Consider the following 16,201-nt stretch of genomic DNA (forward strand, 5'->3'; position numbering starts at 1 on the left):
AGCGATGAGTAAACTTAATATAGGATTTATTGGTTTAGGAAACATGGGCGGCCCAATGGCAGCAAACTTAGTTAAAGCAGGCCACAGTGTGCGCGTTTTTGACTTAAGTGCAGAGGCCGTTAAAGAGCTTGTGAATCATGGGGCTAGTGCGGCGCAAAGCGCCAGTGACTGTGCGCACGAGGCTGATGTGCTAATTAGCATGCTACCGGCAAGCAAACATGTTAAATCACTTTATTTAGGCACAGACGAGCAATCGGGTTTAATTAAAGTACTGAGTAAAAGTACGTTAGTGATTGATTGTTCAACCATAGATGCACAATCGGCTCGTGATGTAGGCCATGCCCTAAGCGAGCAAGGTATTGCGTTTGTTGATGCACCGGTATCGGGTGGTGTAGCAGGCGCAACAGCGGGCACGCTTACGTTTATTGTGGGTGGTGAGCAAACCGCATTCGATAAAGCCAATACGGTATTAGTCGATATGGGCAAAAACATTTTCCATGCTGGTGATATTGGTGCAGGGCAAGTTGCAAAAATATGTAACAATATGCTGTTGAGTATTTTAATGGCGGGTACCAGTGAAGCCATTCAAATGGGAATTAATAACGGCCTCGATGCAAAAGTACTCAGCGATATAATGAGCGCAAGTTCGGGTCGTAACTGGACGTTAGAACTTTATAACCCCTGCCCAGGTGTTATGGAAACCGCACCAGCTAGTAACGACTATAAACCTGGCTTTATGGTCGATTTAATGGCGAAAGACTTAGGCCTTGCTATGGAAGCAGCGCAACAAAGTAATTCACTAACGCCAATGGGCTCAATGGCTAAAAATTTATACACTATGATGCAGCACCAAGGTGCAGGCAGTGATGATTTTAGTGCCATTTTTAAATTGTTTTCGAAGTAGGAAAGTATCGTGGAAATAAAAAATAATACCGTAGTTATTACCGGTGGCGCACAAGGCTTAGGTTTTGCAATGGCGCAAAAGTTTGCCTTAATGGGCGCTAATATTGCCTTAATTGATATGGCGCAAGCCCAGTTAAATGAAGCAACCGATCAGCTATCTGCATTAGCTGGCGTAACAGGCACTATTAAAGGCTACAGCGCCAATGTAACCGTTGAAAGTGAAGTTGAAGACGTATTTAATACCATTAACAGTGACTTTGGACACATTGGGGTATTAATTAATAACGCCGGCATTTTACGCGATGGCATGTTTATAAAAGCCAAAGACGGCAAAGTGGTTAAAAAAATGTCGCTTGATCAATTTCAATCAGTGATTGACGTTAACCTTACGGGCGTATTTTTAGCAGGACGCGAGGCGGCTAGCCACATGATTGAATCAGGCAAAGGCGGCGTAATTGTAAACATGTCGAGCGTAGCGCGTGCGGGTAATATTGGCCAAACTAACTATGCAGCCTCAAAAGCAGGTGTTGTGGCATTAACCACTACATGGGCTAAAGAGCTTGGCCGTTTTGGTATCCGCGTTGGCGCCATTGCCCCAGGTGTTATTAGCACCGCCATGACCGATGTAATGAAGCCCGAAGCAAAACAACGCATGCTTGCTGTAACACCAGTAGGGCGCTTAGGTGAAACCGTTGAAATAGCGCATACTGCTCAGTATATTATCGAAAACGACTTTTTCACTGGCCGTGTAGTAGAGATAGACGGCGGCATACGTTTATAACTTGTCAGCTCTAATTTAATCATTTAAAGCACAGCTCTTTGAGCTGTGCTTTTTTGTTTCAAATCGGAGAGTTTATAATCTTGAAAAAGGTCTGATGTATCGGTAAACGCAGTATCTCCATTAATCGCATACCACTGCCATAAAGTAATCCACAGGGTAAATAATGCTTCGCAGATCACACTTTAAAAAAATTATTTATTTCTTGTTGCGTTAAAACTACCGGTAGTTTAGTTGCTCGTTTGCTCTTAATAAAACTTAATGATAATGAAAGTGGCTTTTTAATTACTTCTTTAAATAAAAAGCTCAACGCATTTAAGGCTTGTGTTTGAGTGTTAGGAGCAACATTTTGTTGGTTGACTAAGTGATTCAAAAAAAGTTCGACCTCATTGTCTCCCATCGTTGTTGGGTGCCTCATAGAGTAAAACGAATAAATGAAGCTATCCAGTATAAATACGCTTTAATGGTACTTTTAGCATAACGCTTTAGATACATTTGTTCGGCTATCATAGTTAAAAAAGGTGATTTTATGATATGAATCTTTAGTAAAAAAGTAACTGTATATATAGACAGTATTTGTTGTTTTATCCAATATTACTGATCTCCACCATTTTGGTGTATTTCTACATTAAGGGAAAAAACTTAAAGTTAACTAATTGTTTACAGGTGTTTATTTGATGGTTAAGATAAATGAACTGTAATATATGGACATTTGTCGGTTATAAAACGACAAATGTCGTAGACAAAATTGTTAGGGTTCTTTTTAGAGTATGGATAAAATTGCATTTTACATTTATTTCGGGCTAATGGGGTTAGCATTTTGCATTACAGTTTTTTATTTTCTACCGGTGTTCTTAAATGAAATAGACAAGTCTATTAAAAGAAAGCATTTTATAAGAGCTTTGAATAAAGCTTACGAAATCGAACCTCCCAAATGGGAGCATGTGGAGATAATTGCCAAAGCAAACCGTCTCAATATGGAATGTAAGAAAGAGGCTCTCGAAACTATGTTGAGAGCAACAATAACTACAAAAGAAGAGTTCACAGAGGATAAATTATCTTATTTAGAAAAACAAATTGAGAAAATAAAATCTAAAGAGCCTTTTGAAGGGATTCCCGACAATATAAAAATTCATTTAGAGCATATAGAAAATATGTCTTCTGGAAATGGCTATGATTTACAGCCATTAGCTAATGAGCTAAGGGAATATAATTTATCGAAAATAAAAGAAAGGAAATTCAATAAGTTTATTGCGGTTATTAGTTTGTTAGTTGGCTTAATCGGCACGGTATTTGGTGGTATAAGTTACTATGAAAACGATAGTAGCGAAGCAGCTATAGTGAACCCTAACAAGGCCTTAAAGTCGGATTCGTAATAGTTGGCACTATTCCGCTTCGCTTAACATTTTAGCCAACTATTACTCACCGCTTCCTAACAGGCGTATTTTTAGCAGGGCGCGAAGCGGCAAGCCACATGATTGAATCAGGCAAAGGCGGCGTAATTGTAAACATGTCGAGCGTAGCGCGTGCAGGCAATATTGGCCAAACAAATTACGCCGCATCAAAAGCGGGTGTTGTGGCACTAACCACTACATGGGCTAAAGAACTTGGTCGTTTTGGGATCCGCGTTGGCGCAATTGCCCCTGGCGTTATTAGCACCGCCATGACCGATGTAATGAAGCCAGAAGCCAAACAACGCATGCTTGCTGTAACACCAGTAGGGCGCTTAGGTGAAACCGCTGAAATAGCCCATACCGCACAATATATTATCGAAAACGACTTTTTTACTGGTCGTGTAGTAGAGATAGACGGCGGTATTCGTTTGTAAACTAATGTTTATAAACGTATGAGTGTTAGTTGATTTAAAAGCACAGCCCTTTGGGCTGTGCTTTTTTTGTTTTAAATCGCAGCATTATAATTTAATCATGGTTAGAAACAGGGGTTTCATAAACGATATTTAACTTAAAAAGAAGTGCTGTGTATATAGACAGTTAATGGTGTTTTGTCCAATAACATTATTAAAAGTCGTTTTGGTGTATTTTAACAACGATAAATTTATAACTTGCGTAATAACTTGTTTACATAAAAGTTATTTAGTGGAATTATTGAGCAATGTAATATACGCCGTTTTGGGGTTTTATAACCCCCAAAAGTGGTGTTCAATAAGCTGTTAGCTTTAGAATGGAAGCTATATGACAAAAGAGCAAGACTGCAATAGTCGTAATATCCCCCTCCCTATTCAGCGCGAGGTGCGGCAGAGGTGTGGTTTCGGCTGTGTTATTTGCGGAATGCCTCTCTATGAATATGAACACATGGAAGAGTGGGCTAACGTCAAGCGTCATGTTGCTGAAGAAATAACACTACTATGTGATCAACACCATAGAGAGAAAACTGGTGGACTTCTCCCTAAAGAAGTAGTTAGAGAGGCTGATTCAAATCCATTTAATCTACGCGAAGGTGTTTCTAAACCATACAGCCTTCATTTTTCGGGAAAGACTGCTGAAATTGAGATTGGTGGGAATAGTTTCACTTGCGAAGATCAAGGGTATGGAACAGCAATGGTACCTATAAGTGTAGATGGTACGCCTTTGGTTGGACTGGTTATGGCTGATGGACACTTCCTTCTAAATCTTGTCATTTTTGATGAGTTCAATGCTCCCGTTCTTCACATTAAGAATAATCAACTTTATTACTCCACAGAACCATGGGATATACAGCTTGTAGGAACGAGGCTGGCTGTTCGGGAGGCACATCGAAAGATACTTATTGAAATTGATTTTCAACCACCAAATAAGGTTGTGATTAATCGGGGCCGATTCTTAAGAAATGGTGTTGAAATTCTTGTAAAGCCAAGCAACATCTTGGTCACGAATAACGCCACGTTGATTCGTGGCTGTCGTGCCCACAATTGCCACGGCGGCTTGATCGTTGGTCATCATGAACAACGCATGGGGGGCTTTATGGCACTTGAAAGCCTTCCTAGGTATCTTGGTGATCGCTCAGAGGCGCTTAAATTTGAGCGCGAATCGATGGCTGAATTTAAAGCTAACAAATCAAGTAATGCAGACGGCGCAAGCGCCGCCGATTCTTGAGGCGTTAGCAATACAACAAACGGGGTTTCGCAAAATGAAGAGTCTACAAAAACTGGCTGGTATCGCAGCAATTTTCCAAGGGCTTATTTACATAGCAGCCTTTGTGTATTTTGGGGCTTTTTGGTCATATCCAGTTGATGGTAGTCCAGTCGAAAAAATGACCTACATGGCAGAAAATCAACTTCTATTTTCAATGATCTATTTTCTAATGTACGTGGTGTTTGGCATTTTTCTGGCCATACTCGTTATTGGTATGTATGAGAGGCTTAAACATAAAGTTAATCCCTTAATTACTATTGGATCTTTATTCGGGGGCATTTGGGTCGGTCTGGTGATCGCAAGTGGAATGATTTCGAATATCGGGCTTGATCATGCAATCGATCTGATGGATGCAAATCCAGAAAAAGCCCTTGATATGTGGATAATCGTTTCAGTGATAACAGAAAGTATAGGTGGTGGAAATGAATTAGTTGGCGGACTTTGGGTTCTATTGATTAGCGTAGCAGCTATACAAGAGGGCAGATTACCCCAGTCACTTAACTATCTCGGATATTTTGTAGGCATAGCGGGCATTGCAACGATTTATCCTGACAAACTATTTACTGAAATATTTGGCGTATCACAAATTGTTTGGTTTATTTGGTTGGGTATATGTTTACTAACCGAGGAAAATGCTAACAAATCAATCCAGCAGACCGCTAACGCGTCGGCTGATTGAGGCGTTGTACGCACAAGGAATTGATAAATGCGGTTAACTTTTTTACTACTTCTGTTAGTCAATTTTGGCTGCCTTGCTTCATCTTGCATCGTCACCGATGAAATGCGCGAGCAGTTCCAAGCATGGTGAGCAAAAGGGGCAAATCTTGACTTTAGGCATCATAAGAGCCAATTCTTCAAGCTTTGGCTAGTCTAAATCACTCGTCGTTCTCGATACTCTTTCATTTGCTGCTGTTTATTATTTTTAAAACACGTTAATTGTTTAAAACGGTAACTTAAGGTTGCCGTTTTTTTATGCCTACTATTTAAGTTTATTTTAAGCTTGCTCAGTTATTGTAGCTAATACTTAAATTCCAGAATCATTAAACCATTGAACTGAATTAGTAACTCATTTTATGTTTTAGATCATTAAATAGTGAGTGATTAAAGGTTAGCCTGTAAATGTATACTCATACGCATAAGTGGCTTTTAACTTTAATGCGTTTATTAGGAGGTATTATGAATTTTAAAAATACAGATACTCATTACAATACACTCTCTATAGCCTTGCACTGGTTGATGTTTATTTTAATTGTGACTGTGTACGGTAGTATTGAACTTCGCGAATTATTTGAAAAGGGTACCGAAACCCGTGATGCCTTTAAAATGTGGCATTTTATGTTGGGTTTATCGGTTTTAGCTTTAGTAAGCGTGAGGGTAGTTGCGCGTGTAGTGGGCGGCTCGGTACCAGCTATACACCCTGAGCCTGCAAAATGGCAAAATAAATTAGCTACATTTGTTCATATTGCGCTGTATGTGTTTATGTTTGCTATGCCAATTGCGGGTTGGTTAATATTAAGTATGGCAGGTAAACCTGTGCCATTTTTTGGTTTAGAGTTGCCTCCATTGGCAAGTGAAAACAAAGAGCTGGGTAAAACCATTAAAGAAATACACGAGACAGCGGGCGAAGTTGGTTATTACGTAATAGGCTTACATGCGGCGGCGGCTTTGTTTCACCATTATGTTTTGGCTGATAATACCTTTAAACGTATGATGTTTTCTAAAAAATAAACACATCACATATAGAAAGGGAGACCATGTGTCTCCCTTTTTATATTAATTAATGATTTGTACTTTTAAACCCAATTCTAAACCCGCCCCAATGTTTACCGTTTACATAAATTGGCACCGAGAGGTCATGCAGTATTTCACCGGTATCACGTTTATAGGTTTGTAATAAAAAGCTTTCGGTGTGGCTACCACAGCGAATTCCTGTCGGGTCATTAAAAATACGTTTAGTACGGTTGTTTACTAAATCTTTTTCAAAGTTACCGGTTAGGGCTTGGCTATAGCGTTTGTTATGAGTAGGAAAGTAGCCCTTAGTATCAACGGCTCCTGCAAAAATTATGTCTTTATTTTCCAGAATTGGTTCTTGAATAGCCGGCAGTGATTGATCTGTAAGTTTATCGTAATCGGTTGTGTACTTGGTTGGATTAGTATTCTCGATGGGTTTATAGTTTTGCGAAAAAAGTTGTTGCTGGGTTATTTTTCCGCTTTGGATCCAACCCTCAAAACATTCGCCAATTGCTTTACTGGCGTGTCTAGCCGATATCAGGATTGGTTTAAAGAATGCGTCATACTCTATGTTTTCAAGCTCTCTAAATATTGATTCTGATCCCAGCGATAAAGAAGACGCTTGCTGAGAAATTGTACTGCCTTTTTTAGTAACTTCGCCCAATAAACTACTGATGCTAGTGACTGAGCTATTTATTTGTGTGGTTGCATGCTGAAATGCAGAAACAGACTGATGCATACTATCAAGCGCGGTAGATGAGGCACCAATATCTTGGTTAATTGTTAAAAAGGATTGAGTCACGTTTTCAAGCTCTGATTTTACAGAAATACTTTGCTGTGAAACCTGCTTCATATCTTCATTGGTTTTTATACTGTTGGCGTTAATGTCTGTGAGCATGTCAGCAATTTGTTTGGTTGCTTCATTGGTTTTATTTGCAAGGTTACGCACTTCGTCGGCAACAACCGCAAAACCACGACCTTGCTCACCTGCACGAGCGGCCTCTATGGCTGCATTTAAAGCAAGTAGATTGGTTTGCTCTGCAATGTTTTGAATAACTTGGGTAATGCTTTGTATATCACTGGCACTTTTTAATAATAAATCTAATTGCTGGGCGACTTTATCTATAGAGCCTGATAACGAATCAATTTGGCTGGTGGCCGTTTGTAAGCGGCTATCGGCAGAGCTTGAGGCTTGCGCTGTTTGTACCATTGCTTGATTAATAGTGGTCATGCTGTCACTGAGTTCAGTACTATTTTGTGAAAGCTCGTGTGTGGCACGCCCGACAGTTTCACTCTCGTTATAACAAGCGTCTATTTCTTTAGATAAGCTATCAACATAAAATGACACTTCAGCTGCGCCTATGGCATTTTTTGAGGTGGCTTTGGTAATGTTTTGTGCAATTTTGTTATTGAACGACTGCACGGCACCTAGTGACGAATTGTTATTTGCTGATTCAGATTTTGCTGGTTTTATATAAAAAATTGCAGATAACAGCACTATAATTGCTGCAGCAATGGTGGAGAGCTGTTCAAAATAGAAAAGAAAACAAATGCTTAAATAAAAAATGCTGTAGAGCAGGTAGGTTATTTTCATTCCTTTGACCTCGTTACTAATTGTTCCTTCTATCTTTGATTATAAATCAAACAAAATCAAATAATAAACACACTTTTAAGGATTTATTAATAGTGATGTATTGAGCTCTATAAAACTGTTTTCGTACAAAAAGCGCCAAAGTAGTAAACCTACTTTGGCGCTTTTATTAGTATTAATAAACAATTAGTTAGCTAATAACCATTCGCTTAATAAGCGAACACCAAACCCCGTTCCCCCTGGTGAAAGCTCATCTTTACCTTTTTTCACTAAGGCATTACCTGCAATATCGATATGCACCCAACGGGTATCGCCAGCAAAATGCTCTAAGAAAGTAGCGGCTGTGGTTGCACCAGGGCCACCTGAACCTACATTTGTTATATCAGCAATGTCAGACTTCAACATATCTTTATAACCTAATGGTAAGCGCCATAGGTTTTCGTTTACTTGTTTACCTGCAAGGGTAAGTTGCGATACTAGCGTGTCATCATCAGAGAATACCGCTGCGTATTCATTACCAACAGCACGAATTTTAGAACCCGTTAAGGTTGCAACATCAATCATGATCTCTGGTTTGTAGTGCTCACGTGCATACCACATTGCATCACTTAGTACTAAACGACCTTCAGCATCGGTATTTAAAATTTCTACACTTAAGCCTTCAGCAGTGCGAACAACATCACCTGGAGCAACAGCAAATTGCGATACCATATTAGCTGCCATGCCCATAACGGCTACCACGTTTTTATCTGCTTTAGCTAACGCCATTGCTTTTACAGTACCAAGCACTGCAGCAGCACCGGCCATGTCTGATTTCATACGTGCAATAGACGCACCGGTTTTGATGCTATAACCACCTGAGTCGAACGTAATGCCTTTACCAACAAGGGCAATAGGGGCATCGTCAGAGCCTTTATAATGAGCTACCACTAAACGTGCACCTTGCTGGCTTCCTCTACCTACAGCTTCTAATGCGCCCATGCCAAGCTCTTTTAGCTCTTTAGGCTCTAACACTTTGATAGTAACACCTAACGACGCTAATTCTTTTGCTGCATTGGCAAAATCAATCGGTGTCATTTCTGTAGCCACTTCTGATGTTAAATCGCGTGCTAAAAATACACCTGCTTGAATACTCTCTAATTGGCTGTAAAGCTTGCGAGTTTGCTTGGTGTTATCAACATCAAACGTATAGCTAACTGTTTCAGTGCTTGGTTCTTTTTTGTAGTTTTCAAAACGGTGATCGCGTAGGTTTGCACCATGGGCAAAATTAGCAGCAAGTGCAGCGTTATCGTTTGCACCCGTTACATCATCAAAAATAACGCTGGCTGTGCCTGCTTTAGCTTTAACTAGGCGAGCATGAATATTGCCACCTAACTTAGCCGCTTTTGCTTTATTTAATTCGTCAGCTTTACCTGTACCTACAACTAAAATACGGCTGTAGTTACTTTTACTTGGCGCGACAAGTTGCGCGACTTTTGCGTAATCGCCAGTAAAGTTTTCTATATCGATAACACGTTGTAATTGGCCATCGAATTGTTTATCAAGTGTTTTAAATTGGCTGTTGCTGCCATCTTGGCTATAAAATACAACCAGCGTATTTGCGTCGCTGTCTACTTTTGTAGAAAAATTAAAGTCTGCTGCTTGTGCATTAATACACATACCCAGTGCAAGCGCGATTGAAGAGGCTTTTATAATACGTTTCATTTTTTAACCTAAGAATAATTTAAAGGGGTGTTTTACCTTATTTAGCCTACTGTAGTTAAGTAGGATACGGTGAAACAGCAAATAACAACGATATAGTTACTTTTTTCTGTTATTTTCGCTCTATAAATCATTTTCATTCGTTTTTATTGTCTGAGGCGGAATTTAAAATAATAAGCTAAAACTTAATCGGGCAGTTCTTGGCTCTATAGGGTGAAAGTGATTATCTTCAACGCCATCAATGGGCTCATTAGGTAAGCGCGATGAATAATAATAATCAATATCATGGTCTCTGCTGTTAAATAAATTCAGTAACTCAAACTCTACTTGCCAATGAGTTTGCTGATAACTTATAGAGCTATTAACTACGGTTAATGGCTCCGAGCGTTTTTCTCCGTCGCTTGTTAATGTGCGTTTACCTATATGGCGAATACGTAACGATGACTGCCATTGTTCTGTTAAATGCCAATTTAAGCCAGCGCTTGCGACAACGGGTACTGCACCTTCTATATAGTTTTTGACATTATTTATGCTTAAACGAGAGTGGGTAAATGATGCTTCAGCATCAAGACTAAAACTATTATTAACCCAATAATAGGCGCTCATTTCTATACCATAGCGCTCAGAGGCATCACTAGGCTCTGTATTACCTGCATCGCCAACAAATAGAAGTTCTGAGTCGAGGTTTAACCACCATAATGCAGCCGATAAGTTAAATGTTTTTGGTTCAGCAAACCTTAAACCAATTTCAGCGCCTTCACTTTTTACCAGTAAATCTACTTGCTCTGATTTATCTAATGTAACAGGGTCTACATTAATTGTTGCTCCACGAGCATCATTTGAATGAAATGACTGACCCCAATTAGCATAGGCGGCTACTAAATCGGTAAATTGGTAGTTTAAACTAGCTTTTAAACTCACTAAATCATCGTTTTGACTACCCGAATTAGCTGAAATATTGCTATTAACATCAACGTTATAGTAGTCGTATCGAATACCTAAGCTTGCTTCTAGATTGGTACTTAAAAAAAGCTTTGATCCCCAATGGGCTGAGTAACTAGTTTGATTTAAATCGTCTTGTCTTACTGTAGATAATCGCTTTCTTTTTTTTGTGTTATATAAGCCAACGTTATCAATGTTGGTATGATGAAGTGCTAACCCTGCCGTATGTTGCATGTTAATAGCTAGCATTTTGGCATCAAACTGATAATTAAATTCGCCACCATATACTTTACGACTGTCTTTTTGGTTAAATTGATCGCCATTAACAGGATCATTTAAAAAATAGCTAAAATTTGAGTATAAATCTAAGTCATAACTTATTGCGTATGTATTTACCTTTAGGTTTTCACCTTGCCAAACGGTCGATAAACTATAGCGGCTAGAATTGCCACCTAATGACGTATCTAAAGAGCCAAGCTGAGAAATTAACCCTTGAGAAACTGCGCGCTTAGGGATTTGGTCAGCTGAATTCCAGCTGTTGTCATAGGCCATAGCACTGAGGGTAAAATCGCCATTAAATGCTTTGCCAACATATCGAAGGAGTGCGTTTTTTTTATTAACAGCTTCATTAATATCATCCCATGGACCGGAGTATCCTTGCCACTCAGCTGCGGCCATTAGTTTACCTTTTGTAACATCAGTTGAAGCGAGTACTGTGGCTCGCTTGTAGTTATCTTCTCCAATACTAAGACTTACTTGTTGATGAGTTAGTGTATCTATAAGATTAAAATTTGCGCTCCCAGCTGATGAAAAGTCTCCTTGGGTAGCGCTATAAGATCCTTTCTGATAATTAATGCTTAATATAGATTCTGGAATAATAAAATTTAAATCGGTATAGCCTTGACCGTGCCCATGGCTAGGTAAATTTATTGGCATACCATCAATATTAGTGGCGAAATCTGTTCCGTGATCTAAATTAAAGCCCCTTATAAAGTATTGATTCGCTTTTCCTGAGCCACTATGTTGAGTTACTGCCATACCTGGGATCAGTTCCAACAATTCTGCACTTCTTAACATAGGACGTTGTTGAATCTCGCCTTGCCCAATAATACCGCTTGAGGCACTAATAGACTCGCCAATTAGGCTATCTCTGTGTCCGTAAACGGTTAATTTCTCTATGCTTGCTTGTGCATAACTAAACGGTAAAATTCCGAATGTTATAAATGCTAGTTTCTTCACGCTTAAAGTCCTTTAAATCATTATTCTTTAATTAGATGTCATTAAGCAACGGCCAGAACAGGATATTGGATGCAATATTTTTTATTATTTATGTTTTTATCAATCATATTTATAACTGCAGATAAAAACAAAGCTATAAGCTATTGTAATCTCTTTATATAAAACTAATAATCGAAGGGCGTTTTTACACCTTATTATTTTGAGTACATGCATTGAAAGCAAAAGAAATTCGCAACTTTTATATTAACGAAGAACAGTCTGTTTATTTGTTATCGCACCGTGATGCTAAAAAGCATCGCCAATGGCTTAACATTTGTATTAAACAGCTAACACTACTTGGTTATAAAAATGTTGAAATGATTGGCTCTGGTGCGTTTGGCTTTGTTTTTGCGGGTGATGATGAACATGGCCTGCCGTGGGTGTTTAAATTTTCAAGAATAACGCTGGCACAAAGTGTCCGAGATCGCCTTGAAGACGAAGCGTATATGCTGTCTCAAATTGATAATCCGCTAATACCAAAATTTTATGGTTTTGAGCGAATTAAAAAACAGGGCATTTTGATGATGGCTCGTGCAATAGGTGAAGACCTTGAAAAAGTATCGCTAAAGCAAGGGCGACTATCTGCTGCAAAAATAATGAACTTAGCGGTAAAATTGAGAAATGTATTGCTTGATTTACGCCATCATAAAAACGGATTGAGCCCACAACCTATTGTGCATGGCGATATTAAACCCTCTAACTTGGTGTGGGATGAAAAAGCCAAGCAGCTTTCATTGGTTGATTGGGGTAGTTCGGTATATGCCCAAGTAGATGAACAAGGCAACCCTATTGCCAGTAATTTTATGGATTTAATGTCGGGTGATTTAAGCACCACTAACGCGCGAATGGGTGATGTGTATTTTATTGGTGATGCACAAATGTCTGGTGAAAAGTCATCCCCTCGTTTTGATGAGCAAGGGGTTGCATCAACTTTGTATGCACTTGCATCGGCTCAGTCTTGTCGATTTGGCGCTCAGGCTATTCCGGCCAGTAGTTTAATGCTTCCTAAAGAGCTGGCGAATGTAATTGACGGCATGCTTTCAAAAGAGCGTAGTGTAAGGGATAAAGCCGGCGACTATTTTATGCGTAACATAGAAACTATGGCAAAAGCATTTTTACCAGAGCTACCAAAGGAAGACACTAAAGCACGCATTCCTTTTTGGTTTAGCCAAGATCCTGAGCCCGAAACCGTTGTATATAGTTCCCGCAAACAGTTTTTACGCCAAGCCGACCATAAACAGCAATTACTCGATGTAAACGATGCTCAGTTAGATAGGTATTACAAAGAATTTTTGTTTGATACTGGGGATACCGAAAAAGCGTTTTTAGCGTCAATTAGTCGCTTAGCGAAATACCCTGTAGTAGGGGGGCTGAGTTTTCATTGGAAAGATGATTCTTTGTATGTTGAGTCATCACTTATTATGCACGATGAAGCTTTAGCCACCGCGTTTACTGATGCGGTAAATAATACTGTAATGCTGGCACAAGCGATTAGTCAAAAAGGCTTATTTAAGTGTTGTTTATTTGATGCCCGTAAAACGATTCAACTAGAACGCGATGGCACCGGTGCGTTTAAATTTAACCAGTTACCTGAGCTTGACTATGAAGTGGTTAATGTAAAAGCCAGCGATGTAACCCGTCCGCACTCATATTTTGAAGATGGTAAAGATCCCGATGAGCAACTGCAACTGCCTAAAAAGGTGATTAAATGTGTATTTGAGCTAAACCAGATACATCATACGGGTTGTATTATTTTTGAAGCACTACCAGATAGGATGAAGATTCACCATTACTATCGATTACTCGATGCTAGTAAAGAAGTTGAATTTAAACGTTTGCTAAATAAACTCATGCAGTACGCGGTTAATATTACTGATGTTGGGGTCGCTGGTTTTATGAAGTTGCCGTATAAAAATACTCGCGAGTTTAGTTTATGCGAGCAGCAATCCAGCAATTATTATCCTAAAAATCCAAAACAATTACTTAATTAATAAATCACTCGCTGAGGCTGGTGGCTTAACAATAGAAAGAAAAAATAGAAAGTTAAATGGCAAAATCTAAACCACAAATTACATTAGAAAGTTACGGTATATATACCCACTGGGACAAAGCCAGTAAATCGTTACCACAAATCACGCAATTCACCACAAAGGTAACCGCGTGTATTGATGTGGAATTTGGCCTAATAGTAAATATCAAAAAAGCCAAAGGCGAAAAACTACATTATTGTATTTATCACCCAGGTATTATAGATACCAATGGCGAAGTAATGCTGCCTTTTGAGGGGAATGTATACGTTAAAGATAACGATTGGTCGTTTTATTTAGGCGACACCGTGTGGGAGCCTATAGAAGATAAAATAGGTAACTGGCGTATGACCTTATCATTAGCAGGAAAAGTCATTGCGGATAAAACATTTAATCTAACTAATGAACAGACCAAAACAGAAGATGATTTTTGGAAACACCGAGGCTATTAATTTCCTCAATAAAAAAAAAAGCTAACAATAAAGTTAGCTCTTTTATGAAATTAGCTTAGTTACCCCAAGGGTTACTTGAATTTGAACGTTGTTTACGAGTACGGGCACGTTGCTTGGCTGCTTTTTTCTCTTGAATACGCTTAGCATCAGAAAAGCTTAACTCGCATGGTTCACCTAGTTTATCGCCTTCAGGGATAATACGGTCGCGTGGAGGCAGTTCGTATTGTACGTCATCTGGGCGTGGTAAGTTTTTTAGGCGGTACAAATAGAAATTATCTACTTTTTGTTGTGCCCACTCAGTTTTACGTAAAAATTTAACTGCTGACTTAATGTCAGGATTATTTTTAAAGCAGTTGAGTTGTAAGTAGGCATGCAGGAGTTCCCACCCATATTGCTCAACCAGTTCTTCAACCACTTGCTCTAATTTAACGCCTTGCAGTGGGTTATTACTGAAAAGTTCTTGGTTGCTCATAGGTGTTCTCTCGTTATTAAAAATACGGCCAGTATTATAAATTTAATAACGAGAGTTTAATAGCAAAAAAGCTTAACTTTGACAATTAACCACAACACGACCACGAATTTGGCCCTGCATGAGCTGTTCGGCATTTTCAATAACCTGATCAAGTGTGATTTCGGTCGAAATTTTATCTAAGTAATCGCTACTAACTAGGGATGCTAAACGATCCCATGCTTCAACACGATCCGCTTTAGGACGCATTACGCTATCAATACCCATCAAAGAAATACCACGTAATATAAATGGCGCCACAGACGCTGGCAAATCCATACCTTGTGCAAGCCCACAAGCTGTTACTACACCACCGTATTTAAGTGAGGCACAAATATTAGCAAGTGTGTGACTACCTACCGAATCAATTGCAGCAGCAAAGCGTTCTTTTTGTAGTGGTTTACCTGAGTTTGAAAACTCGTTCCTATCAATTACATTAGTTGCACCTAATGATTTTAAATAGTCAGCTTGTTCCATGCGACCTGTTGCTGCGGTTACTTGATAACCTAGCTGGCTTAGTAAATAAATAGCAAAACTGCCTACGCCACCATTGGCACCGGTGACTAACACTTCACCTGAGTCAGGGGTGAACCCTTGTTTTTCAAGGGCAATCACGCTCAACATTGCTGTGTAACCGGCAGTACCAATTTGCATAGCTTGTTTAGCTGATAAGTTGGCGGGTAGAGGAATTAACCAATCGCTGCTAAGAGCCGCTTTTTGGGCTAGGCCACCCCAGTGTTTTTCGCCAACACCAAAGCCATTTAAAATAACCTTATCGCCAGCTTTAAATTCTTCACTGTCGCTGTTAGTAACTGTACCCACTAAATCAATGCCAGGTACCATAGGAAAGCTGCGAACTACAGGACCTTTGCCAGTAATGGCTAAGCCATCTTTGTAATTTAGGGTACTGTACAGTACGTCAATTAATACATTTTCGTTTGGTAAATCATCACTGTTTATGCTGCTTAAATTGGCACTGTAGTTGTCGTCTTGCTTATCTATAACAATAGCTTTAATAGGATTGCTCATTAGATTTCCTTTTAGACCGATCGTCTTTAAATTGATAATAAAAAATGCATCAACAGGGTCTGATGACCTTTGTAGATTAAAATTTGTTTAAATTAGGTGCGATTTAATTGCGGCGCGAGATTTGTAACCT

At 39.2% G+C, this 16,201-nt stretch carries 13 protein-coding genes and 2 pseudogenes; 9 read left to right on the plus strand and 6 right to left on the minus strand.

The window, feature by feature from the left end; genetic code table 11:
- Positions 1–4: 4 nt before the first annotated feature.
- Together mmsB and ACNSN2_RS06625 are read left to right on the plus strand one after the other, a co-directional pair.
- Positions 5–904, plus strand: coding sequence for a 3-hydroxyisobutyrate dehydrogenase (gene mmsB, locus ACNSN2_RS06620; RefSeq protein WP_054200896.1), 900 nt, complete (start codon positions 5–7; stop codon positions 902–904).
- 9 nt (positions 905–913) lie between these two features.
- Positions 914–1,684: an SDR family oxidoreductase gene (locus tag ACNSN2_RS06625; protein WP_418608833.1), complete on the plus strand. Its 771-nt coding sequence runs from the start codon at positions 914–916 to the stop codon at positions 1,682–1,684.
- Positions 1,685–1,859: 175 nt separating this feature from the next.
- Here ACNSN2_RS06625 and ACNSN2_RS06630 read toward each other — a convergent pair.
- A pseudogene (locus ACNSN2_RS06630) lies at positions 1,860–2,191 on the minus strand (phage integrase N-terminal SAM-like domain-containing protein).
- A gap of 260 nt (positions 2,192–2,451) precedes the next feature.
- On the opposite strand from ACNSN2_RS06630, the gene ACNSN2_RS06635 reads away from it, so the two are divergent.
- The 5 genes and pseudogenes from ACNSN2_RS06635 (at position 2,452) to ACNSN2_RS06655 (ending at position 6,540) form a co-directional block, all read left to right on the plus strand.
- Positions 2,452–3,057: a hypothetical protein gene (locus ACNSN2_RS06635; RefSeq protein ID WP_418608834.1), complete on the plus strand. Its 606-nt coding sequence runs from the start codon at positions 2,452–2,454 to the stop codon at positions 3,055–3,057.
- 56 nt (positions 3,058–3,113) lie between these two features.
- Positions 3,114–3,509 (plus strand): annotated as a pseudogene (locus ACNSN2_RS06640) (SDR family oxidoreductase); the annotation flags it as partial.
- A gap of 364 nt (positions 3,510–3,873) precedes the next feature.
- The gene (locus ACNSN2_RS06645) at positions 3,874–4,773 is read left to right on the plus strand and encodes a cell division protein (protein WP_418608835.1); all 900 of its coding nucleotides are present in this window, start codon (positions 3,874–3,876) and stop codon (positions 4,771–4,773) included.
- A 34-nt stretch (positions 4,774–4,807) separates the two neighbouring features.
- Positions 4,808–5,491 carry a hypothetical protein gene (locus tag ACNSN2_RS06650; protein ID WP_418608836.1) on the plus strand — a complete coding sequence of 228 codons (684 nt, stop codon included), beginning with the start codon at positions 4,808–4,810 and terminating at the stop codon, positions 5,489–5,491.
- A gap of 497 nt (positions 5,492–5,988) precedes the next feature.
- Positions 5,989–6,540, plus strand: a complete 552-nt coding sequence (locus ACNSN2_RS06655) for a cytochrome b (RefSeq protein ID WP_418608837.1) — start codon at positions 5,989–5,991, stop codon at positions 6,538–6,540.
- A 49-nt stretch (positions 6,541–6,589) separates the two neighbouring features.
- Here ACNSN2_RS06655 and ACNSN2_RS06660 read toward each other — a convergent pair whose 3' ends face one another.
- The 3 genes from ACNSN2_RS06660 to ACNSN2_RS06670 all read right to left on the minus strand — a co-directional run bounded on the left by ACNSN2_RS06660 (position 6,590) and on the right by ACNSN2_RS06670 (position 12,016).
- Positions 6,590–8,137 carry a methyl-accepting chemotaxis protein gene (locus ACNSN2_RS06660; RefSeq protein WP_418608838.1) on the minus strand — a complete coding sequence of 516 codons (1,548 nt, stop codon included), beginning with the start codon at positions 8,135–8,137 and terminating at the stop codon, positions 6,590–6,592.
- A 183-nt stretch (positions 8,138–8,320) separates the two neighbouring features.
- On the minus strand, positions 8,321–9,838 hold the full coding sequence (locus ACNSN2_RS06665; protein WP_418608839.1) for a leucyl aminopeptidase: 1,518 nt from the start codon (positions 9,836–9,838) through the stop codon (positions 8,321–8,323).
- Between the two features lie 162 nt (positions 9,839–10,000).
- Positions 10,001–12,016 (minus strand): TonB-dependent receptor, encoded by a 2,016-nt coding sequence (locus ACNSN2_RS06670; RefSeq protein WP_418608840.1) that lies wholly within the window; start codon positions 12,014–12,016, stop codon positions 10,001–10,003.
- 212 nt (positions 12,017–12,228) lie between these two features.
- Between ACNSN2_RS06670 and ACNSN2_RS06675 the strand changes: the two genes are divergently transcribed.
- Both ACNSN2_RS06675 and ACNSN2_RS06680 read left to right on the plus strand, forming a co-directional pair.
- Positions 12,229–14,046, plus strand: a complete 1,818-nt coding sequence (locus tag ACNSN2_RS06675; protein ID WP_418608841.1) for a protein kinase domain-containing protein — start codon at positions 12,229–12,231, stop codon at positions 14,044–14,046.
- Between the two features lie 56 nt (positions 14,047–14,102).
- On the plus strand, positions 14,103–14,534 hold the full coding sequence (locus ACNSN2_RS06680) for a DUF3859 domain-containing protein (protein WP_418608842.1): 432 nt from the start codon (positions 14,103–14,105) through the stop codon (positions 14,532–14,534).
- Positions 14,535–14,589: 55 nt separating this feature from the next.
- Here the strand turns inward: ACNSN2_RS06680 and ACNSN2_RS06685 are convergent, their stop codons facing one another.
- On the minus strand, positions 14,590–15,006 hold the full coding sequence (locus ACNSN2_RS06685; RefSeq protein ID WP_418608843.1) for a VF530 family DNA-binding protein: 417 nt from the start codon (positions 15,004–15,006) through the stop codon (positions 14,590–14,592).
- Positions 15,007–15,078: 72 nt separating this feature from the next.
- Complete coding sequence (locus ACNSN2_RS06690) at positions 15,079–16,071, minus strand: MDR family oxidoreductase (RefSeq protein ID WP_418608844.1); 993 nt, start codon at positions 16,069–16,071, stop codon at positions 15,079–15,081.
- Positions 16,072–16,201: the final 130 nt, after the last annotated feature.

Origin of the sequence: Pseudoalteromonas sp. US3C1013 (assembly GCF_048401115.1) — a bacterium.
GTDB classification, from domain to species: domain Bacteria; phylum Pseudomonadota; class Gammaproteobacteria; order Enterobacterales; family Alteromonadaceae; genus Pseudoalteromonas; species Pseudoalteromonas undina.